The sequence below is a fragment of the Aquipseudomonas alcaligenes NBRC 14159 genome (assembly GCF_000467105.1).
Lineage (GTDB): Bacteria > Pseudomonadota > Gammaproteobacteria > Pseudomonadales > Pseudomonadaceae > Aquipseudomonas > Aquipseudomonas alcaligenes.
Genome location: NZ_BATI01000025.1, coordinates 1 through 21,117 on the forward strand (window position 1 = coordinate 1; position 21,117 = coordinate 21,117).

Here is a 21,117-nt window from a genome sequence, read left to right on the forward strand (position 1 = left end):
GAACGTGGCCCGGAGCTTACAACAGCTTTCCGGCTTCCTGCGAATCCGTTGCCGTCATCGCTTGAAGTGGCGCGCATTCTAGGGAGCCTACCGAAGAGCGTCAAGCCTCATTCAAAACTTTTTTTAAATCAAAGACTTCGATTCATAAATTGATCCAGCTCTATCAGCCCAATGGCGAAGGCACTACACTCGGCACATCAAGAAGCGCCTCGGGAGTTTTCACGGTGTCCCCACTCGTCATCACCGCTCTGATTATCGCTGGCATAGTGGTGCTGTTCGTCATTGGCTATATCAACCATATGGTCGAGAACAGCAAACTGGAGAAAGCCCGGCTCAAGGCGGATTTGAATGACCGGGTGCGCCGCAGCCGTGACGTGTCGGAGAACATGCCCGGGCAACTGATGAGCCCCGCACTCAAGGTGCTGCTCAGCCGTTTCGAACTGCACTACGGCGAACGCCTGCTGGCGCTGGACAAGCAGAACATCAACCTGATGGGCCGCCTGAGCGAGCTGCGCGACCTGATCGCCAAGGGCGACAGTGCCCCGGTACGTAATCCGCCGCAGCCGATTCTGAGTGAGGCCAAGGCGAAAGACATCCGTTTCCTCCTGGAGAACCTCCACGGCCAGATCAATCGCGCCGCGCAGGATGGAGCGCTGCCGGCCAACGAGGCCAAACGCTGGCTGGGTGAGCTGCGCCATCTCCTGGTGCAGCTGCATTTCGAGTTCTTCAGCAACCTCGGTCAGCAATCCATGCAGCAGGGCCACCCCGGCCAGGCTCGCCTGGCCTACGAGCGCGGCGTGCAGTACCTGCGCAAGCAGCCCGACCCCGAGCGCTACAAGGCCCAGCTCAAGCAGCTTGAGGACTCACTGGCACGCGCCAATGCGGTGGTTCTGGAAAAGGCCAAGCCAGTCGACAACGAACCCAGCGAACTCACCGAGGGCCTGAAGACACTCGGCGAAGACGACTGGAAGAAGAAGAACATCTACGACTGATTCCCCCACCAAGGAGCCTCGATGAGCCGGATCGTCTACGGCGCGCCGCTGTCGCCGTTCGTGCGCAAGCTACGCCTGTGTCTGCAGGAAAAGGGGCTGGACTACCAGCTGGAGATCATCACCCCCTTCGGCCAGCCCGACTGGTATCGCGAGCTCAACCCGCTGGGCCGCATTCCGGCCTTCCGCGACGACGACCTGACCCTGGCCGACTCCAGCGTGATCTGCCAGTACCTGGAAGAGCAGTATCCCGACAGCCTGCGTCTGTTCGGCCAATCCCCCGTGCAGGCGGCGCGCATACGCTGGCTGGAGAAGTACGCCGATTACGAGCTGGCGCCACTGTGCACCTTCGCGGTGTTCCGTAACCGCCTGCTCAAGCCCATGCTGGGCCAGAGCTGCGACGAAGAGGCGGTACAGACCGCCCTGCATGACAAGCTGCCCAGGCATTTCGACTATCTCGAACAGACCCTGGGCACTGCCGATTACTTCGTCAACGACAGCCTCAGCCAGGCCGATCTGGCGATCTACTGCCAGCTGCAGAACATGGCGCATGGCGGCGAGCTGCCGGACGAGGCGCGCTGGCCTGGGCTGGCCGCGCATTTCCGGCGCATCCAGGCACGCGAGTCGGTGCAGGGCCTGCTACCCGGCGAACTCAAGGTGGTCGCCAAGATCAGCGGCAAGGCCTGACCGGCATCATCCAAAAGCCCGGCACAAGCCGGGCTTTTTCATGCTCAGCAGTCGGTCAGGCGCAGGAAGATCGCCACCAGCCGCTCGACACCGACCTGGTCATCGGGACTGAAGCGCGCGGTGCTCGGGCTGTCCAGGTCCAGCACGCCGATCAGGCGCCCGTCCTTGACCAGCGGCACCACCAGCTCGCTGTTCGATGCGCTGTCACAGGCGATATGCCCCGGGAAGGCATGCACATCCTCGACGCGCTGGGTCTGCCGGCTGCTCGCCGCGGCACCGCACACGCCCCGGCCGAAGGGAATCCGCACGCAGGCGACCTTGCCCTGAAACGGCCCCAGCACCAGCTGTTCGCCCTTGTTGAGGTAGAAACCGGCCCAGTTGAGGTCGCCCAGCTCATGAAACAGGAAGGCGGAGAACTGCGCGGCATTGGCCACGAAATCGCGCTCGTCGGCCAGCAGCGCCTCCAGTTGCGCCGCCAGCAGCGCATACCCCTCACGCCCCTGCCCGGCTTGCTGCAGATCGATCATGGCTGCACCTCCAGCAAACGCTGGCCCACCCAGCTGCGGGCGAACTGGTAAGCGCAGCGGCCGTTGCGATTGCCGCGCCCCAGCGCCCAGCGAATGGCGAGAATCTCCAGTTCGTGGCTCCAGCTCCACTGCAACCCGGCCTGCGCGGCCAGACTGGTGATCCAGTGGCGCACCACGGCGAGGAAATGGTCCTGGGTGAAGGGATAGAAGGAGATCCACAGACCGAAGCGATCGGACAGGGCGATCTTGTCCTCGACCGCCTCGCTCGGGTGCAGTTCACCCTCGACGCGCTGCCAGTTGTCGTTGTCGCTCTCCTTCTCCGGAACCAGGTGGCGGCGGTTGGAGGTGGCGTACAGCAGCACATTGTCCGGCGCCCGCTCCAGCGAGCCGTCCAGCACACTCTTGAGCACCCGGTAATCACCTTCGCCGGCTTCGAACGAAAGATCGTCGCAGAACAGCACGAAACGCTGCGGCAGCCCGGCCAGGGCTTCCACCACCCGGGGCAGGTCGGCCAGATGGTCACGTTCGATCTCGATCAGGCGCAGCCCGGCGTCCGCATGCGCGGCCAGCAGCGCGCGCACCAGCGAGGACTTGCCGGTGCCACGCGCGCCCCACAGCAGCGCATGGTTGGCCGGCAAGCCGGCGACGAACTGCTGGGTATTGCGCGACAGCTGCTCACGCTGGGTATCCACCCCGACCAGGTCGGCGAGGCTCAGGTCCAGGCTCACACGCAGTGGCTGCAGGTAACCAGCGCGCCCTTCGCGCTGCCAGCGCGCGGCGATCACCGCCTGCCAGTCCAGCGTCACGCGCTCGGCCGGCAACAAAGGTTCGAGCCGTTGCAGCACCGCGTCGGCACGCTGCAGAAAGCTGTTCAAAGGGGAATCCACGACTTACTCCTCATATCCGCTACTGCCGGTGATCCAGTGCTATGGGCTATGCTTTGCAAGGCCCGCAACCCAGGACGCAAACCACCCCGCCGATGGATATTTCTCTCACCCACCGCCTGTCGTTCAAGCAGGCCAAGCTGACGGTGCTGGTGGCCTTCATCCTGGGGACCCTGCTGAGCCTGATCCAAATCAGCCTGGATTATGCCAGTGAAGACGCCTCCATCGACCGCGAAATCCATTCCCTGCTGGAAATCAGCCACAACCCTGCCGCGCGCATCTCCTACAACATCGACGCCGAACTGGCCCAGGAGCTGGTGCTCGGCCTGCTGCGCTCACCGGCAGTGATGCGCGCGGAGATCGTCGACAACAGCGGCCTGGTGCTAGCATCGGTGGAGCGCCCGCCGGTAAAGAGCGGCTATCGGGTATTCAGCGACTTCCTGTTCGGCGAGCGGCGCCAGTTCGAAGACCCGCTGTTCGTCAGCCATTCCACTGCGGAACCCCTCGGCGTGCTGCGCCTGGAGGTCGACACCTACGCCTTCGGCAGCCACTTCCTGCGCCGCGCCCTGCTCACCCTGCTCACCGGCTTCGCCCGCAGCCTGCTGCTGTCGCTGATCCTGCTGGTGCTGTTCTACGCCATGCTGACCAAACCCCTGGTCGGGGTGATCCGTGCCCTCAGCGACCGCGATCCGCGCCGCGACTTCTCCCCCGTGCCCTGCCCCACCGGCCACGAGCGCGACGAGGTGGGCATCCTGGTCGCGGTGACCAACCAGCAGCTGACCAATATCCACCAGGAAATCAGCCAGCGCCGCGAGGCCGAGGACCGCCTGACCCAGTACCTGGGCGAGCTGGAGAACATCGTCTCGGCCCGCACCGCCGAGCTGAAAGCGACCAACGCCCGCCTGACCCAGTCCAACCGCGACCTCGAGCAGGCGCGCAGTACCGCCCTGGAAATGGCCCAGGCCCGCGCCGCTTTCCTGGCCAACATGAGCCACGAGATCCGCACGCCGCTCAACGGCCTGCTCGGCATGCTGGCACTGGCCCTGGACGGCAGCCTGAGCAATGAACAACGCCAGCAGCTGCTGATCGCCCATGACTCCGGCAAGGTGCTGGTCGACCTGCTCAACGACATTCTTGACCTGTCCAAGTTCGAGGCCGGCCAGCTGGAACTGGAAAGCATCCCCTTCGACCTCGGCGCCCTGGCGGAGGAAACCGCCAGCCTGCTCTCGCAGAACACCGCGCCCGAAGTCGAACTGACCTGCCTGATCGACCCGCAGCTGCCGGCCCTGCTGCTCGGCGACCCCACCCGCGTACGCCAGGTGATCAGCAACCTGCTGTCCAACGCGCTCAAGTTCACGCGGCGCGGACGCGTCGACCTGCGCATCGCGCTCGACAGCGGCGGCGTGCGCATCCAGGTCAACGACACCGGCATCGGCATCCCCGAAGACGCGCAGCAGCGCATCTTCCAGCCCTTCACCCAGGCCGGCGCAGGCATCACCCGGCAGTTCGGCGGCACCGGGCTGGGCCTGGCACTGACCAGGCGCCTGTGCGAAGCAATGCAGGGGGAACTGCTGCTGAGCTCCCGGGAAGGCATCGGCAGCCAGTTCAGCGCCATCCTGCCATTGCGCGGGCACACGCCCGCGCCCCGCTGGCCGCAGCTGCCAGGCCGGGTAGTGGCGCTGTGCGCCGCCGACAGCGGCCTGGCCGAACTGCTCGGCAGCTGGCTGCCCAACTGGGGCGTGCACTACCGGCGGGTGAACAGCCTCGACGAGGTCTCTGCGGAATCCATCGATCTGCTGATCTGCGCGGCGCCGGACAGCCTGCTGCCGCTGCGTCAACGCCTGAGCGCGCCGCTGCTGCTGGTATCGCCCTACGGCACCTTCATCGCCAGCGAGCAGATCTCCACCCTGGCGCCCTTCGAGCAGCTGCCCCGCCCGCTCGGGCGCACGGCCCTGCACCAGGCCCTGCAGCGCCTGCTGGCACCGCAGCGCGAACCCAGCGTGGAGCCCGCCAGCAGCGCCACACCAAGGTCACACCAGGCCCGCGTGCTGCTGGTGGAAGACAATCAGGTCAATCAGATGGTCGCCAAGGGCATGCTGACCAAGCTGGGCTGCCAGGTGGCTGTCGCCGGCCACGGCGGCGAAGCTATCGCCTACCTGGAACAGCAGCCGGTGGACCTGGTGTTGATGGACTGCAACATGCCGGTCATGGATGGCTACGAGGCGACTCGCCGCATTCGCCAGAGCGGCCGCTGGCCCAACCTGCCGATCATCGCGCTGACCGCCAACGCCCTGCCGGACGAGCGCGAGCGCTGCCAGGCCGCCGGCATGAACGACTACCTGGCCAAACCCTTCCGCCGGGAAGACCTGACCGCCCTGCTGGACAGCTGGCTGCCGCTCACGAGTGCGCAGTAACCCGCGTCAGCAACTGCCCGAGGCTGTGCCGCAGCCCTTCCAGTTCGTTCATGTCGACCCCGCTCTCGCACAGCAGGCGCTGCTTGAGCGGCAGCACCCTGGCGCGCAGTGCCTCACCCGCGGCGGTCAGCGCCAGACAGAGTTCACGCTCGTCGCTGCTGGAGCGCCGCCGCTGCACCAGCCCCAGTTGCTCCAGGCGCTTGAGCAGCGGCGTCAGGGTGCCGGAGTCGAGCAGCAGGCGCTCACCCAGCGCCTTGACCGTGGCCTGCACTGGCGGCGCGGCGTGCCACTCCCACAGCACCAGCATCACCAGGTATTGCGGGTAGGTCAGGCCGAGCTCGTCGAGCATCGGCTTGTAGGCCCGGGTCACAGCCCGCGAGGCGGCGTAGAGCTTGAAGCACAGTTGGTTATCCAGCAGCAGCTGCGCCTCGAGATCGCGCTCACTCATTTCAGCAGGGCTTCGATCTCGGTGGTCAGTTCTTCGGGCTTGGTGGTCGGGGCAAAGCGCTTGACCTCGGCACCGTCGCCGCTGATCAGGAACTTGGTGAAGTTCCACTTGATGCCCTGGCTGCCGAGCAGGCCGGGGGCACGCTTCTTCAGCTGCACGTAGAGCGGGTGGGCATCACTGCCGTTGACATCGATCTTCTTGAACAGCGGGAAGGTCACGCCGAAGTTCAGCTCGCAGAACTCGCTGATCGCACCCTCGTCGCCCGGCTCCTGCTTGCCGAACTGATTGCAGGGGAAGCCCAGCACCACCAGCCCCTTGTCCTTGTACTGCTGCCAGATGTTCTCCAGGCCCTTGTACTGCGGGGTGAAGCCGCACTTGCTGGCGGTATTGACCACCAGCACGGCCTTGCCGCCGAAGTCCTTGAGGGTCTTCTGCTCGCCCTTGATGGTGGTGACGGGAATATCGAAAAGCTTGTCGCTCATGGCCTGCGGCTCCGTTGACAGTGAAGGTGCGGCAAATATAGCGAGCAATTCAATTGCACACAATTTAAATAACCGGGAAAAGGCCCGCCAGGCGGCGAGCCTCTTCGCTAGCGCGGCACCAACTTCAGCGCCACCGAGTTGATGCAGTAGCGCAACCCGGTCGGTCGCGGACCATCGGGGAAGACATGGCCCAGGTGCGCATCGCACTTGGCGCACTTGACCTCGATGCGCTGCATGCCATGGCTGAAATCGTCCTTCTCGGCGATCACCCCGGCACTCACAGGCTGGAAATAGCTGGGCCAGCCGCTGCCCGAATCGTACTTGGCGTCCGAGTCGAACAGCGCTTCGTCGCAGCAGGCGCAGTGGTAGATGCCGGGCACCTTGCTGTCGTGGTATTCGCCGGTGAAGGCACGCTCGGTGCCACCCAGCCGGCAGACATGGAACTGGGCGTCGGAAAGCTCGTCGCGCCAGGCTTCCAGGGGTTTATCGATCTTTTCCATGGAGCACACCTCAGGGGCAGAAAAAAGCCCGACCGGTCCCTTTTCCGGGCTTCTGGCCGCACGTATCATGCGTCCCTCTTTGGACGCCAGTCTGGCTGCCGCATTACAGCGCGGCGATTCGCATCGGGACATAAGCATCATGCAGGTCAGCAAATCGAACAAGCTCGCCAACGTCTGCTACGACATCCGCGGGCCGGTGCTCAAGCACGCCAAACGCCTGGAAGAGGAAGGCCATCGCATCCTCAAGCTGAATATCGGCAACCCGGCACCGTTCGGTTTCGAGGCCCCGGAGGAAATCCTCCAGGACGTCATCCGCAACCTGCCCACCGCCCAGGGCTACAGCGACTCCAAGGGCCTGTTCAGCGCGCGCAAAGCGGTGATGCAGTACTACCAGCAGAAGCAGGTGGAAGGCGTCGGCATCGAGGACATCTACCTCGGCAACGGCGTTTCCGAACTGATCGTGATGGCCATGCAGGCGCTGCTCAACAACGGTGACGAGGTGCTGATCCCGGCGCCCGACTACCCGCTGTGGACCGCCGCCGTAGCCCTCTCTGGCGGCAAGCCGGTGCACTACCTGTGCGACGAACAGGCCGGCTGGTTCCCCGACCTGGCCGACATGAAGGCCAAGATCAGCAGCAACACCAAGGCCATCGTGCTGATCAACCCGAACAACCCGACCGGCGCCGTGTATTCCAGGGAAGTGCTGGAAGGCATCGTCGAACTGGCACGCCAGCACAACCTGGTGCTGTTCTCTGACGAGATCTACGACAAGATCCTCTACGACGAAGCCCAGCACATCGCCACTGCCTCCCTGGCGCCGGACGTGCTCTGCCTGACCTTCAACGGCCTGTCCAAGAGCTACCGCGTGGCCGGCTTCCGCTCCGGCTGGGTAGCCATCTCCGGACCCAAGCACAAGGCCACCAGCTACATCGAAGGCCTGGATATCCTGGCCAACATGCGCCTGTGCGCCAACGTGCCGAGCCAGCACGCAATCCAGACCGCGCTCGGCGGCTACCAGAGCATCAACGACCTGGTACTGCCCAACGGCCGCCTGCTGGAGCAGCGCAACCGCACCTGGGAACTGCTCAACGACATCCCCGGGGTCAGCTGCGTCAAGCCGATGGGCGCGCTGTACGCCTTCCCCAAGATCGACCCCAAGGTCTGCCCGATCCACAACGACGAGAAGTTCGTCCTCGACCTGCTGCTCGCCGAGAAGCTGCTGATCGTCCAGGGCACCGCCTTCAACTGGCCGTGGCCGGATCACTTCCGCGTGGTCACCCTGCCGCGCGTCGACGACCTCGAGCAGGCCATCGGGCGCATCGGCAACTTCCTCAAGTCCTACCGCCAGTAAGCCGCATGGACCTGCAGATCGACGAGTTCTACAAGGACGCGGCCAGCGGCTTGCTGCTGCTCTATCAGGCCTTCCCGCGCAAGGTGGCGCTGTATGTGGAAGACCTGATCGGCCGCGAGGAACCCGACGAGTTCGGCCTGCCCAGCAAGCGTCACCAGGCCTGCCTGGGTGCGCTGCTGTGGCTGGCCGAGGAAGGCTACCTGCGTTTCGAGTCGACCATCGCCTACGATGCGCTGGACCAGGCCGTGCTCACCGAGAAGGGCTTCCTGCGCCTGTCACGCGCCATACCCCATGCCCTGCCCCAGGGCGACGCCCTGCCGCCGAGCGTGCGCCGCGTGCACGCCACGCTCGCCTGGCAACTGCGTGAAGCCCTCGCCCAGCACAACAGCGAAAAGGTCGCGCGTCTTACTCGCCAGCTGTTCGAAAGCGCTCTGCATCAGGCCAGCGACATAGTTTGAAATAGTGCCTCGGTTGAAGCCGCGGCGGGCCAACCTTATATAGCTCGCATACTTAGACCGTCTCTCGCCTGAGGAGAAGCTTTCCACCATGATGCGTATCGTGTTGTTCCTGGCCACCAACCTGGCGGTGCTGCTGATCGCCAGCGTCACCCTGAAATTGCTCGGGGTCGATCGCTTCACCGGCCAGAACTACGGCAGCCTGCTGGCTTTCTGCGCCGTGTTCGGCTTCGTCGGCTCCTTCATCTCGCTGTTCATGTCCAAGTGGATGGCGAAGATGAGCACCGGCACCGAAATCATCACCCAGCCGCGCACCCGCCATGAACAGTGGCTGCTGCAGACCGTCGAGGAGCTGTCCCGCGAGGCCGGCATCAAGATGCCGGAAGTGGGTATCTTCCCGGCTTACGAGTCCAACGCCTTCGCCACCGGCTGGAACAAGAACGACGCCCTGGTGGCCGTCAGCCAGGGCCTGCTGGAGCGCTTCTCGCCCGATGAAGTGAAGGCCGTACTGGCCCACGAGATCGGCCACGTGGCCAACGGCGACATGGTCACCCTGGCCATGATCCAGGGCGTGGTGAACACCTTCGTGATGTTCTTCGCGCGCATCTTCGGCAACTTCGTCGACCGCGTGATCCTTAAGAACGAGGGCGAAGGCCATGGTATCGGCTACATCGTCGCGACCATCTTCGCCGAACTGGTACTGGGCATCCTGGCCAGCATCATCGTCATGTGGTTCTCCCGTCGCCGCGAGTTCAAGGCCGACGATGCCGGCGCTCGCCTGGCCGGCACCGGCGCCATGATCGCCGCTCTGGAGCGCCTGCGCGCCGAACAGGGTGTGCCGGTGCACATGCCCAGCAGCATGACCGCCTTCGGCATCAACGGCGGCCTGAAGAACGGCCTGGCCGGCCTGCTGATGACCCACCCGCCGCTGGAAGACCGCATCGAGGCGCTGCGCCGCCGCGGCTGATCACAGCCACACCAGACAAGGGCGACCCACGGGTCGCCCTTGTGCTTTCTACCCCTTGATTGATCCACGGATTCGATCACTCGAACGCAAAACCTGCGTTATTCATCGATCCCAGCCTGCGGGACAATGGCGTCCGATCAAGGAGAACGCCATGCTGCCCAGCCTGTTCATTTCCCACGGCTCACCCATGCTCGCCCTCGAGCCAGGTGCCAGCGGCCCCGCCCTGGCCCAGCTGGCTGCGGCGCTGCCACGCCCGCGTGCGGTGCTGGTGGTCTCCGCGCACTGGGAAAGCCCCGGGCTGAAGGTCGGCAGCGCTGCACAACCGCGTACCTGGCACGACTTCGGCGGCTTTCCCGTCGAGCTGTATGCCGTGCAGTACCCCGCGCCAGGGGAACCGCAACTGGCGCAGCAGGTTCGCCAGCTGCTGATCGATGCAGAACTGCCCACTGAGCTGGACGAGCAGCGCCCGCGCGACCATGGCGCCTGGGTACCACTCATGCTGATGTACCCGGACGCCGATATTCCGGTCGTGCAACTGTCCCTGCCCAGCCACGCTGGCCCGGAGCTGCAAGTGAAGGTTGGCCAGGCCCTGCGCAGCCTGCGCGAACAGGGCGTGCTGCTGGTCGGCTCCGGCAGCATCACCCACAACCTGGGCGAGCTGAACTGGCGCGCCGGCCCGGAGGTGATCACCCCCTGGGCCGGCGAGTTTCGCGACTGGATGGTGGAGCGCCTGCGCCAGGACGACCGTGCTGCCCTGCTGGACTATCGCCGCCAGGCGCCGCACGCCGTGCGCAACCACCCCAGCGACGAACACCTGCTGCCGCTTTTCTTCGCCCTGGGGGCCGGCGAACAGTTCGGCCTGGTGCACAGCGGCTTCACCTATGGTGCGCTGGGGATGGATGTATATCGCTTCGACTGACGGGCAAGCTGCTGAAATAAAAAGGAAATAGCCTTCGCTTATGCTGCCGGCAGTTTCCAGCAAGGCCGTCAGACATGCGCACCACACGCACCCTCCGCAAGACCCTGGACCTGGTCGCCAGCCACAACGAGGACGCCGCCCTGACGGTGATGCGCGCCGCCGAGCGGACCAGCGACGAAGTGCTGCGCCAGCAGCTGCTCAACGTCATCCACCTGCTCAACCAGGACGCCGGCGACCTGCGCAGCATGCGCGAGCAGATGGAGCTCCAGCGCGCCTGAGCTGGGCTTTCGCCCAACGTCTGATTAGAGTGGCGACATCCCCAGGCCCAGGAAACGTCGCCATGCTCGCCAAACTGTTGGTCACCATCGGCATCGCCTTCTACGCCGTGGTGGTGCCTGTCTTCGAGATCAACGCCAGCCACGTATTCAATCCGCAGTGGACGCCCCATGCCCGCCTGCATGAGGTCTGGCAGCTGGCCACCAACTGCGCCCTGGGCGCCTTCAGTCTGTGGCTGGTCTGGTTCAGGAGCGAGATTCGCCTGAGCAGCCTGATCACCCTGTTCGTCACCGGCGGCTTCCTCGTCGCCTACGCCCTGCGCGAGCACTACGACGGCTCCATGGTGCTGTCCGATGGCTCGGAGAAGCTGATCCTCGGCATCAACCTCGGTCTGTTCGCCTACAGCCTGGCCATCCTCCTGGCCGCCATCGCCGTGCTCATCGACCGCCAAAAGCGCCGCGCATAAAAAAGCCCCGCATCAGCGGGGCTTTTTCACAGCAGCAGGACTCAGTCCTCGCGATAGCGACGCAGCTTCAGCGCCTTGCCGGAAACGCGGGTGTCCTTCAGCTTGCCGAGCAGGCGCTCCAGACCGTCTTCCGGCAGCTCGATCAAGCTGAAAGTTTCACGGATCTGGATGCGGCCAATGGCATCGCGCTGCAGGCCGCCCTCGTTGAGGATGGCGCCCAGCAGGTTCTTCGCCGCGATACCGTCACGCGCACCCAGCGCGGTACGGCAGCGGGCCTTGCCTTCACTCGGCGCGGCCATCGGACGACGCTCGCGGACTTCACCGCGATCGCCGCGATCGTAGGAACGCTCCGGGCGGTCGCCGTCGCGCTCACGGCGCTCGCGGGCCGGGCCGGCGCTCGGCACCAGCGGCTGCTCGCGCTCGACGCTGGCCAGGTCTAGGGCCTGACCACCGGTGGCCTTCTTCAGCAGAGCCGCGGCCAGGGCGCGCGGGCTGCAACCGATGTCGGCAACCAGACGATCGAGCAGGTCGCCATGGCTGGCCTCGGCATCGGTGGTCAGCGGGGTGAGGCTGGTGGTCAGCTTCTTGATGCGGGCATCCAGCACCTGCTGCGGGTTGGGCAGCTTGACCTCGCCGACCTTCTGCCCGGTGACGCGCTCGATCACCTGCAGCATGCGGCGCTCGCGCGGAGTCACCAGCAGCAGGGCACGACCTTCGCGACCGGCACGGCCGGTACGGCCGATACGGTGCACGTAGGATTCCGGGTCATACGGCATGTCGACGTTGAGCACGTGGGTGATGCGCGGCACGTCGATACCACGGGCAGCCACGTCGGTAGCGACGACGATGTCCAGACGACCGTCCTTGAGCGACTCGATCACGCGCTCACGCTGGTTCTGGGCGATGTCGCCGTTCAGCGCGGCGGCCTTGTAGCCCTTGGCTTCCAGCGCGGCTGCCAGGTCCAGGGTGGCCTGCTTGGTGCGCACGAAGGCGATCAGCGCGTCGAAATCCTCGACTTCCAGCAGGCGGGTCACGGCGTTGATCTTCTGATCGGCGTGGATCATCAGATGCGCCTGCTCGATGCGCGACACGGTCTGGGTCTTGGCCGCGATCTTGACGTGCTTGGGCTCGCGCAGGTGCTTCTCGGCGATCTCGCGGATCGAGTGCGGCAGGGTCGCGGAGAACAGCACGCTCTGGCGGCTGGCCGGCATGGCCTGGAAGATCACTTCCAGGTCATCCATGAAGCCGAGCTTGAGCATCTCGTCGGCCTCGTCCAGCACCAGGTGGCGGATGGTCGACAGCAGTTGATCATTGCGGCTCAGGTGGTCAACCAGGCGACCCGGAGTGGCGACGATGATCTGCGCACCCATGCGCAGGGACTTGAGCTGCGGGCCCATGGGCGCGCCGCCGTAGACGGCGACGACGTTAACGCCCGGCATCTGCTTGGAGTAGGTCTCGAAGGCGGTCGCCACCTGCAGGGCCAGCTCGCGGGTCGGCGCCAGGATCAGGGCCTGCGGCTCGCGCCTGGCCGGGTCGATCTTGGACAGGATCGGCAGGGCGAAGGCGGCGGTCTTGCCGGTACCGGTCTGGGCCTGGCCGATCATGTCGTGACCGGCGAGGATCATCGGGATGGCCTGGGCCTGAATGGGGGAAGGCTCTTCATATCCGACCGCGGTCAGCGCGGCGAGAATGGAGGGATGAAGGCCGAGGTCGGCAAAGGTGCCGGTTACTTCCTGAGTCATGGGTCTGCCTCTATGTGCATCCGCAAAAACCCAGGAACAAAAAAGGCTGCGCGCGCCGTGAAGGACCTTTTGGGTCACCCTGGCAGCCAATCAGCGGGTAGTTGCGAAAACGTGATGGATGAAACGTCAAGGGTAGTCCGCAGCGCGAACCAGCAGCGAAGCCAAGCTTCGTGAAAAATTGACGGGGCCAGTTTTGGCCGGGCGCGAATCATACAGGAAAATGCTGACGATATGGCAGGATTTTTGCCGAGACAGGTGTAACTACCGACGACAGGCCTAGACTCAGGTGTGTAACACCCTCGCCGAATGTCGCTGCAGGCACCGGGGGCCTGAAAGCTCCTCACCCCTTTCCCCTCTCCTGCGGGGAGAGGGGAAAGGCCACTCAGCTGGCCGGGCGCAGCACATCCAGCAGCGGCTGCAACGAATAGCCCAGGCGCGGCGCCAGGGCCTCGGCACGCGCCGTCAAGGCATCGAAATTCAGCGACTGGTCGAGATCGGCCGGCACCAGCAGGATGACGTTGCCCTCCTTCACCGGAATTTCCCAGTAGTGGCGGTGGAACAGCCCGCGCAGCAGCGCCGCGCCCAGCGGCTTGCCGTCGTCATTGCCCCACTGATTGATCACCAGCCAGCCGCCTGGGCTGAGGCGCTTCTGGCAGTTCTCTAGGAATGTCCAGGCCAGGTGCCCGGGCGCCGGGCCGGTGTCGGTGTACAGATCGACGAATAGCAGGTCGCAGCTCTCGGCGCTGTCGAGCAGCTCCAGGGCATCGCCGATGCGCACGTACAGGCGCGGATCATCGGCCAGCCCCAGGTACTGCATGGCGAGGCGCGGGACATCCGGACGCAGTTCGATGGCCTCGACGTCCTCCAGTTCGAGGAACTTCAGGCAGGCCTGGGTTAGCGTACCGCCGCCGAGGCCGAGGAACAGGGCGTTCTCCGGTGCCTCATGGCACAGCGCGCCGAGCAGCATGGCGCGGGTGTAGTCGTATTCCAGCCAGGCCGGATCACGGGTGTAGGTGCAGCTCTGCTCGATGGCCTCGCCGAATTCGAGGAAGCGGTAGTCGCCCACTTCCAGCACGCGGATCACGCCCCAGGCGTCGCGCACCTCTTCCAGCACTCTTTCCTCGCGCAGGTCGCTCATTGGCCGAGCCCCTGGCGGAACTGCCCCGGCGTGATGCCGCTCCAGCGCCGGAACGCCTTGGCGAATGCGCTTTCGTCGGAGAACCCCAGCCCCTCCGCCACTTCCGCCACCCGAGGCGACTCGCGCAGGCGCTGCTCGGCCATCTGGTGCAGTACCTGGTCGCGCAGGAGCTTGAAACTGGTGCCTTCCTCGCCCAGCTTGCGGTTCAGGTGGCGGCCGCTCAGCTCCAACTGCTCGGCGATACGCTCCTTGCCCCAGCGCGGCTGGGCGCGCAGCAATTGCTGTACGCGGGCCGCCAGGCTCTGCTGACCCAGGCGTTCGAGCAGACTGTCGGCCAGGCCGCGCAGGTGTTCGCGCATCGGCGCGTTGGCCTGGATCAGCGGCACGGCGAGATCCGCACGGTCGTACAGCAGCGCGTTGTGCGCGGCGTCGAACGCCAGCGGGCAGCCGAGCAGCTCGTCATAACGCGGCGTCTCGGCCCGCGGCGCGTGGGAGAAACGCACCTGCCGGGGCCGCACCCGCTCGCCGGTGATCCAGCCACTCATGTGCGCCAGGCTGGCCAGTACCGCCTCCACTCGCTCCTCGCGGCGCACCTGATAGTGCGGCAGATAGGCCAGACACAGCAGCTCGCCCTCCGCTTCCAGGGTGAACTCGCCCCCCTCGCCGACGATCGGGTAGTACTCCAGCAGTGCCTCCAGCGCCTCGCCCAGGGTCTCGCAGCTCATCAGCAGCGCGCCGACCATGTCCAGGTGGCCGACCTGCAGGGCATGGCCCAGGCGCAGGCCGATCAGCGGATCGCCGGCGACCGCGCAAAAAGCCTCCCACAGCTCGTCCTGGCGCGCCAGCGGAATGCGCGCCTCGCGGCTCGGCTCGCGCAGCTCGGCCGGCAACGGCAGGGCCAGGCGCTCGGCGGCCTGGAGGATGGCCTGGGCGTAATGGACGGTGACAGAAGGCGTGTTGCTCATGGGGTCCCGAATTAACCGGAGGAGGTCCTGATTGAGCCGTTACGGCACGAGGATGACTGCCTATGCTGGGCTCGAATAACGAGGCTGAGCGTGACAGGTGCGCGTTGTACCACGCCTGCGCAGCGCAGCCCATAGAGAGAGAGCCTTGCATGCATGCCATCATCGGAGCCGGCCCCATGGGGCTGGCCGCTGCGCGCCAGTTGCAGCGCCATGGTATCCCCTTCGTCGGTTTCGAGCTGCATTCGGATGTCGGCGGCCTATGGGACTTCGCCAACCCGCACAGCACCCTGTACGAGTCGGCACACCTGATCTCGTCCAAGGGCACCACGGCGTTCGACGAGTTCCCCATGGCGGACGAGGTGCCGCCCTACCCGCATCACCGCCAGATCGGCCAGTACTTCCGCGACTATGCCACCCACTTCGGCCTGCGCCAGTACTACCAGTTCGACACCCGCGTGGTGCGCCTGGAGCGCCTGGACCGGGGCTGGCGCCTGGTCAGCGAACGCCAGGGCGAGCCGCGCGAATGGCAGTTCGACGGCGTACTGATCGCCAACGGTACGCTGCACACGCCCAACCAGCCGGCCCTGCCCGGCCGCTTCGCCGGCGAACTCCTGCACTCCAGCGCCTACAAGAGCGCCGAGATCTTCGCCGGCAAGCGCGTACTGGTGATCGGTTGCGGCAACTCGGCCTGCGACATCGCCGTGGATGCCGTGCACCGCGCCAGCTCGGTCGACCTGTCGGTGCGTCGTGGCTACCACTTCCTGCCCAAGTTCATCCTCGGCAAGCCCACCGACACCTTCGGCGGCGCGGTCAAGCTGCCACGCCGGCTCAAGCAGCTGGTCGACGGCCTGCTGGTGCGCGCCCTGCTCGGCAAGCCTTCGCAGTACGGCCTGCCCGACCCGGACTACCGCCTGTACGAGTCGCACCCGGTGATGAACTCGCTGGTGCTGCACCATATCGGCCACGGCGATATCCAGCCGCGTAGCGACATTAAAGCGGTAGACGGCCAGCACGTGACCTTTGCCAATGGCGAGCGTGGCGAATACGACCTGATCCTGCAGGCCACGGGATACAAGCTCGACTACCCCTTCATCGACCGCACCGAGCTGAACTGGCCGCCGGAAGCCGACGCCCCGCAGCTCTACCTCAACGTGTTCCACCCGCAGCACGATGACCTGTTCATGCTCGGCATGATCGAGGCCTCGGGCCTGGGCTGGCAGGGCCGCGCCGAGCAGGCCGAACTGGTGGCCCTGGCGATCCTCCAGCAGCAGCGCCGCAGCGCCTCGGCCGCGCGCCTGCGCCAGACCATCGCGCAACGCGCCAGCCAGCGCCTGGACGGAGGCTACGCCTACCTCAAGCTGCCGCGCATGGCCTACTACGTGCACAAGGACAGCTACCGTGCCGCACTCAAGGCGCACATCGCCGAGCTGCGCCGCGACCTCGCCGCCGTCAGCCAACCCGAGGAGCGGCTCGATGCCCAACGTCAATCTTGAGTTCTCGCCAGTGGCGATGATCGCCCTCAACGCGATCATCGCCCTGATGATGTTCGGCGTGTCGCTGGAGCTGCGCGCCGATGACTTCAGGCGCATCCTGCGTGCGCCCAAGGCGCCGGCGATCGGCATGCTGGTGCAGTTCCTGCTGCTGCCGGCAGCCACCTGCGGGCTGACCCTGCTGCTGCCGATCGACCCGCACCTGGCCCTGGGCATGATCCTGGTCGCCACCTGCCCCAGCGGCACCTTCTCCAACATCATGACCTGGCTGGCGCGCGGCAACGTCGCCGTGTCGGCCAGCGTCACCGGGGTGTCCAGCCTCACGGCCGGGATCTTCACCCCACTCAACTTCGCCCTCTACGCCGGGCTCAACCCCGAGACCCGCGCCCTGCTCACCACCATCAGCGTCGACCCGGTGGAGCTGCTGGCCATGGTGGTGCTGGTGCTGATCCTGCCGATGGTCGCCGGCATGGCCCTGGGCAAGCGTCGCCCGCACCTTGCGCGCAAGCTGGAAAAGCCGCTGCGGCACTTCTCCCTGCTGGTGCTGCTGGCTTTCGTCGGCGGCGCCCTGGTGAAGAACGTCGAGCAGTTCATCGAGCACTTCCACCTGTTCTTCTGGCTGGTGGTCACCCTCAACACCATGGCCCTGGGCCTGGGCTACCTGTGTGCCCGGCTGTGGCGCCTGTCCGAGGCCGATGTGCGCGCGGTGACCCTGGAGACTGGCATCCACAACTCGGCGCTGGGCATGGCGCTGATCTTCACCTTCTTCCCGCAGGCCGGCGGCATGCTGCTGATCGCCGCCTTCTGGGGCTGCTGGCAGCTGCTGGCCGGGCTGTTGCTGGCCCTGTACTGGTCGCGCCGCGCCCCGCTCGCCCTGCCCGCCGGGGAGGCCACGCCATGAGCGTGGTGCTGATCACCAGCGCCGCCAGCGGCCTCGGCTGGGCGCTGGCCAAGGCCTGCCACGCCCGTGGCGATGACCTGCTGCTCACCGACATCGACGCCGCCGGCCTGGCCGCGCGGGTGGCCGAGCTGGGCGGCGCGCGGGTGCAGGCGCTGGCCGGCGACATCACCGAGCCGGCCCTGCACGGCCAGCTGGTCGAGACCTGCCGCACGGCCTTCGGCCGCCTCGATCTGCTGATCAACAACGCCGGCATCACCCACCGCTCGCCGACCCTGCGCACCGACCCCGGCGTGTTCCGCAAGGTCATGGCGGTGGACTACCACGCGCCGCTGGAGCTGACCCTGGCCGCCGCCGGCCTGCTGCGCGAGAGCCGTGGCCAGGTCGCCGCCATCGGCTCGATGGCCGGCTGGATGCCGGTGCTCGGCCGCGCCGGCTACTGCGCGGCGAAGAGCGCACTGGGCCAGGCCTTCGAGGTGCTGCGCGCGGAGCTCGCGCGCGACGGCGTCGGCCTGCTGATGGTCTACCCGAGCTTCCTCGACACCCCGATCGACCGCAACGCCCTGGGCGCCGACGGCCTGCCTGCCGGCCACGCGCGCTCGACCATCGGCAGGATTCGCGGCGCCGACTGGATGGCCGGGGAAATCCTCAAGGGCCTGGAACAGCGCCGCGAGCGCCTGTTCCCCGACCGCGGCAGCTGGCTGGCCAGCCTGCTCTGGCGCCTGGCGCCGGCGCTCTATTACCGGCAGATGAGCCGGCGCTTCGCCGCGGAGATGGGCTGATGGCCTTCGCTCCCTACGCCCTCGGCGCCTTTATCCTGCTGGCCTACACCCTGGAGGCCATCACCGGTTTCGGCAGCATCGTCATCGCCCTGTCGCTCGGTGCCCTGCTGCTGCCGATCGACCAGCTGCTGCCGGTGCTGGTGCCACTGAACATCGGCATGACCGGCTACCTGGTCAGCCGCCACTGGCGCCTGATCGACCGCCGCCTGCTGCTCGGCACCATCCTGCCCGGCATGCTCGCCGGCACCCTGCTCGGCTACTGGCTGCTGCCGCACCTGGACACCCAGGCACTCAAGGCCGGCTTCGGCGCGCTGATCCTCTGGTTCGCCGGGCGCGAGCTGTGGCGCCTGCGCCATGCCCAGGCGCTGCCGGTGCGCCCAGCCTGGCTGACCCGCCTGATCACCCTCGGCGCCGGCCTCAGCCACGGCCTGTTCGCCTCGGGCGGGCCCTTGCTGGTCTACGGCCTGGCTGGCACGGCGCTGGACAAGGCACGCCTGCGCGCCACCCTGGTCAGCGTCTGGTTCAGCCTCAACAGCCTGCTCACCCTCGCCTTCCTGCTCGACGGCCGCCTGCTGCCGGCCCTGCCGCAGGTGGCGAGCTACGCCCCGCTGCTGCTGCTCGGCGTGTGGCTGGGTGAACGCCTGCACCGGCGCTTCGACGAGCGCCACTTCCGCATCGCCATCTACTGCCTGCTGCTGCTCACCGGCACCCTGCTGCTGGCCCCCTGGAGACTCGCATGAGCTACGACATCATCATCAAGAACGGCCTGTACTTCGATGGCAGCGGCGCCCCCGGCGCGGTCCGCCATGTCGGCATCCGCGACGGCCGCATCGACGTGCTCAGCCTCAGCCCGCTGGACGAGAGCGGCTGCGCGCAGGTGATCGACGCTGCCGGCAAGTGGGTCACCCCGGGCTTTCTGGAAATCCACTCGCACTACGACGCCGAGGTGATCGCCGCGCCGGCGCTGAAGGAGTCGGTGCGCCACGGCGTCACCAGCGTGACCATCGGCTCCTGCTCGATCAGCATGGTGCTGGCCGAGCCGGAAGACTGCTCGGACCTGTTCACTCGCGTCGAGGCGGTGCCGCGCGAGTACGTGCTGCCGATCCTCCAGGAGAAGAAGATCTGGCGCGACGCCGCCGGCTACCGCGCCTTCTACGAGCAGCTGCCGCTGGGGCCGAACGTCAATTCCTTCCTCGGCCACTCCGAGCTGCGCGTGGCGGTGATGGGCCTGGAGCGTGCCACCCAGAAGATCACGCCGAGCGAGGCCGAGCTGCAGCGCATGGAACAGCTGCTGGAAGAAGCACTGGACGCCGGCTGCATCGGCCTGTCGGTGATGACCACGCGCCTGGACAAGATGGACGGCGACCGCGCCTGGTCCAGCCCGCTGCCCTCGACCTTCGCCAGCTGGAAGGAGTTCTCGCGCCTGTTCGCCATCCTCCGCCGCCGTGGCGCGGTGCTGCAGGGCGCGCCGAACGCGGTGACCAAGGTCAACGTGTTCGCCTTCCTCTGGCAGGCCCACGGCTGGTTCAGAAAGCCGCTCAAGTGCACCATGCTCACCGCGCTGGATCTCAAGTCACAGCCGCTGCTGCACCGCTTCACCCGCCTCTCCGGCTGGCTGGCGAACAAGGTGCTGCGCGGCCACTTCCGCTGGCAGACCCTGCCGGCGCCCTTCACCCTGCGCCTGGAAGGGCTCAACGTGAACGCCTTCGAGGAGTTCGGCGCCGGCGAGATCCTGCGCAACATCAAGGACCCAGACGAGCTCTACGCCAAGGTGCTGGAGCCGGAGTTCCGCGCCCTGTTCAAGAAGCAGGTCAAGGCCATCCTCACCAAGGGCCTGTGGCACCGCGACTTCTCCGACTGCTGGGTGACCGAGTGCCCGAACGCGGCCCTGGTCGGCAAGAACTTCAAGCAACTGGGCGAGGCCCGTGGCCTGGACGCGGTGGACGCCTACTTCGAGCTGGCCTGCCAGTACCGCGAGGCGCTGAAGTGGACCACCTGCTACGGCAACCAGCGCGAGCCGATCATGCGCCAGCTGCTGGCCAGCCCCTGGACCCACCCCGGCTTCGCCGATTCCGGCGCGCACCTGCGCTCGATCGCCCAGTACAACTTCCCGCTGCGCTTCCTCAAGTACGTGCGTGATGCGCAGCTGGCCGGCGCGCCCTTCATGGAGCTGGGCCAGGCGGTGCGCCGCTGCAGCGGCGAACTGGCCGACTTCATCGGCGTGGACGCCGGCTATATCCGCGTCGGCGACCGCGCCGACCTGGTGATCGTCAACCCCGAGGGCCTGACCGCGGAGCTGGACGCCATCGCCGAGGCGCCGATGGAAGTGCTCGGCCTGGTTCGGGTGGTCAAACGCAACGACGCGGCGGTCGAGCTGACCCTGATCAACGGCCATATCGCCTACCAGCGCGGCCAGGAATACCCGGACGACCTCGGCAAGGCGAAGCGCTACGGCCGCTTCCTGCCGGCCCGCGACGTGCTGCCGCGCAAGGCACCCGCAGGCGCGCTGCAGCCCGCCAGCGCCTGATCTAGCCCGGATGCAATCCGGGAATGGAGTGGCCTGCCTCCCGGATTGCATCCGGGCTACGAAGCCAACGACTAACCACGAACCATCCCCTCTCCCGTTCACGGGAGAGGGCTAGGGAGAGGGCCAAGCCCTCATCATTCACCAGGTGCCGCCAAGAGCACCGTCTCCCGGAACGCTGCCCAGCGCACCGGTTCAGCACCCGCTCGCGGC

General features: G+C 66.4%; 22 protein-coding genes. 14 read left to right on the top strand and 8 right to left on the bottom strand.

Annotation, left to right across the window (positions count from 1 at the left end; all coding sequences use genetic code 11):
• The first annotated feature begins 224 nt into the window (after positions 1 to 224).
• Together PA6_RS14085 and PA6_RS14090 are read left to right on the top strand one after the other, a co-directional pair.
• A complete protein-coding gene (locus PA6_RS14085) occupies positions 225 to 992 on the top strand; it encodes a hypothetical protein (protein WP_021701603.1) in 768 nt (255 codons plus the stop codon).
• A gap of 21 nt (positions 993 to 1,013) precedes the next feature.
• Positions 1,014 to 1,676, top strand: coding sequence for a glutathione S-transferase family protein (locus tag PA6_RS14090; protein WP_021701604.1), 663 nt, complete (start codon positions 1,014 to 1,016; stop codon positions 1,674 to 1,676).
• 44 nt (positions 1,677 to 1,720) lie between these two features.
• On the opposite strand, the gene PA6_RS14095 is transcribed toward PA6_RS14090, so the two are convergent.
• Entirely contained in the window at positions 1,721 to 2,203 is a 483-nt protein-coding gene (locus tag PA6_RS14095) for a GAF domain-containing protein (RefSeq protein ID WP_021701605.1), read from the bottom strand.
• A complete protein-coding gene (locus PA6_RS14100) occupies positions 2,200 to 3,090 on the bottom strand; it encodes an ATP-binding protein (RefSeq protein ID WP_021701606.1) in 891 nt (296 codons plus the stop codon). The genes PA6_RS14095 and PA6_RS14100 overlap by 4 nt, the downstream gene beginning before the upstream one ends.
• Before the next feature lie 92 nt (positions 3,091 to 3,182).
• On the opposite strand from PA6_RS14100, the gene PA6_RS14105 reads away from it, so the two are divergent.
• Positions 3,183 to 5,501: a response regulator gene (locus PA6_RS14105; RefSeq protein WP_043216731.1), complete on the top strand. Its 2,319-nt coding sequence runs from the start codon at positions 3,183 to 3,185 to the stop codon at positions 5,499 to 5,501.
• Here the strand turns inward: PA6_RS14105 and PA6_RS14110 are convergent.
• From PA6_RS14110 to msrB, 3 genes are all read right to left on the bottom strand, one after another.
• The gene (locus PA6_RS14110; protein ID WP_021701608.1) at positions 5,485 to 5,949 is read right to left on the bottom strand and encodes a MarR family winged helix-turn-helix transcriptional regulator; all 465 of its coding nucleotides are present in this window, start codon (positions 5,947 to 5,949) and stop codon (positions 5,485 to 5,487) included. The genes PA6_RS14105 and PA6_RS14110 overlap by 17 nt on opposite strands.
• Positions 5,946 to 6,431, bottom strand: coding sequence for a glutathione peroxidase (locus tag PA6_RS14115; protein ID WP_021701609.1), 486 nt, complete (start codon positions 6,429 to 6,431; stop codon positions 5,946 to 5,948). The genes PA6_RS14110 and PA6_RS14115 overlap by 4 nt, the downstream gene beginning before the upstream one ends.
• 107 nt (positions 6,432 to 6,538) lie before the next feature.
• Complete coding sequence (gene msrB, locus PA6_RS14120) at positions 6,539 to 6,931, bottom strand: peptide-methionine (R)-S-oxide reductase MsrB (protein ID WP_021701610.1); 393 nt, start codon at positions 6,929 to 6,931, stop codon at positions 6,539 to 6,541.
• 139 nt (positions 6,932 to 7,070) lie between these two features.
• Here msrB and PA6_RS14125 point away from each other — a divergent pair, with 139 nt between their 5' ends.
• From PA6_RS14125 to PA6_RS14150, 6 genes are all read left to right on the top strand, one after another.
• Positions 7,071 to 8,282: a pyridoxal phosphate-dependent aminotransferase gene (locus tag PA6_RS14125; protein WP_021701611.1), complete on the top strand. Its 1,212-nt coding sequence runs from the start codon at positions 7,071 to 7,073 to the stop codon at positions 8,280 to 8,282.
• A 5-nt stretch (positions 8,283 to 8,287) separates the two neighbouring features.
• A complete protein-coding gene (locus PA6_RS14130; RefSeq protein ID WP_021701612.1) occupies positions 8,288 to 8,740 on the top strand; it encodes a hypothetical protein in 453 nt (150 codons plus the stop codon).
• A gap of 88 nt (positions 8,741 to 8,828) precedes the next feature.
• Positions 8,829 to 9,704 carry a protease HtpX gene (gene htpX, locus PA6_RS14135; protein ID WP_021701613.1) on the top strand — a complete coding sequence of 292 codons (876 nt, stop codon included), beginning with the start codon at positions 8,829 to 8,831 and terminating at the stop codon, positions 9,702 to 9,704.
• A gap of 151 nt (positions 9,705 to 9,855) precedes the next feature.
• Positions 9,856 to 10,623 carry a DODA-type extradiol aromatic ring-opening family dioxygenase gene (locus PA6_RS14140; RefSeq protein ID WP_021701614.1) on the top strand — a complete coding sequence of 256 codons (768 nt, stop codon included), beginning with the start codon at positions 9,856 to 9,858 and terminating at the stop codon, positions 10,621 to 10,623.
• A 74-nt stretch (positions 10,624 to 10,697) separates the two neighbouring features.
• Positions 10,698 to 10,901: a hypothetical protein gene (locus PA6_RS14145; RefSeq protein WP_021701615.1), complete on the top strand. Its 204-nt coding sequence runs from the start codon at positions 10,698 to 10,700 to the stop codon at positions 10,899 to 10,901.
• Positions 10,902 to 10,963: 62 nt separating this feature from the next.
• Positions 10,964 to 11,365 (top strand): hypothetical protein, encoded by a 402-nt coding sequence (locus PA6_RS14150; RefSeq protein WP_021701616.1) that lies wholly within the window; start codon positions 10,964 to 10,966, stop codon positions 11,363 to 11,365.
• Between the two features lie 41 nt (positions 11,366 to 11,406).
• Here the strand turns inward: PA6_RS14150 and PA6_RS14155 are convergent, their stop codons facing one another.
• The 3 genes from PA6_RS14155 to PA6_RS14165 form a co-directional block, all read right to left on the bottom strand.
• Entirely contained in the window at positions 11,407 to 13,107 is a 1,701-nt protein-coding gene (locus PA6_RS14155; RefSeq protein WP_021701617.1) for a DEAD/DEAH box helicase, read from the bottom strand.
• Positions 13,108 to 13,489: 382 nt separating this feature from the next.
• A complete protein-coding gene (locus PA6_RS14160) occupies positions 13,490 to 14,245 on the bottom strand; it encodes a spermidine synthase (RefSeq protein WP_021701618.1) in 756 nt (251 codons plus the stop codon).
• Positions 14,242 to 15,210, bottom strand: coding sequence for an AraC family transcriptional regulator (locus tag PA6_RS14165; RefSeq protein WP_021701619.1), 969 nt, complete (start codon positions 15,208 to 15,210; stop codon positions 14,242 to 14,244). Before PA6_RS14165 ends, PA6_RS14160 begins: the two co-directional genes overlap by 4 nt.
• Before the next feature lie 149 nt (positions 15,211 to 15,359).
• Between PA6_RS14165 and PA6_RS14170 the strand changes: the two genes are divergently transcribed.
• The 5 genes from PA6_RS14170 to PA6_RS14190 are packed head-to-tail and all read left to right on the top strand — an operon-like array spanning position 15,360 to position 20,907.
• Complete coding sequence (locus PA6_RS14170) at positions 15,360 to 16,703, top strand: flavin-containing monooxygenase (RefSeq protein WP_021701620.1); 1,344 nt, start codon at positions 15,360 to 15,362, stop codon at positions 16,701 to 16,703.
• Entirely contained in the window at positions 16,684 to 17,601 is a 918-nt protein-coding gene (locus PA6_RS14175) for a bile acid:sodium symporter family protein (RefSeq protein ID WP_021701621.1), read from the top strand. Before PA6_RS14170 ends, PA6_RS14175 begins: the two co-directional genes overlap by 20 nt.
• A complete protein-coding gene (locus PA6_RS14180) occupies positions 17,598 to 18,380 on the top strand; it encodes an SDR family NAD(P)-dependent oxidoreductase (protein ID WP_021701622.1) in 783 nt (260 codons plus the stop codon). Before PA6_RS14175 ends, PA6_RS14180 begins: the two co-directional genes overlap by 4 nt.
• On the top strand, positions 18,380 to 19,120 hold the full coding sequence (locus tag PA6_RS14185; protein ID WP_021701623.1) for a sulfite exporter TauE/SafE family protein: 741 nt from the start codon (positions 18,380 to 18,382) through the stop codon (positions 19,118 to 19,120). The genes PA6_RS14180 and PA6_RS14185 overlap by 1 nt, the downstream gene beginning before the upstream one ends.
• Positions 19,117 to 20,907, top strand: a complete 1,791-nt coding sequence (locus PA6_RS14190) for an N-acyl-D-amino-acid deacylase family protein (RefSeq protein WP_021701624.1) — start codon at positions 19,117 to 19,119, stop codon at positions 20,905 to 20,907. The genes PA6_RS14185 and PA6_RS14190 overlap by 4 nt, the downstream gene beginning before the upstream one ends.
• Positions 20,908 to 21,117: the final 210 nt, after the last annotated feature.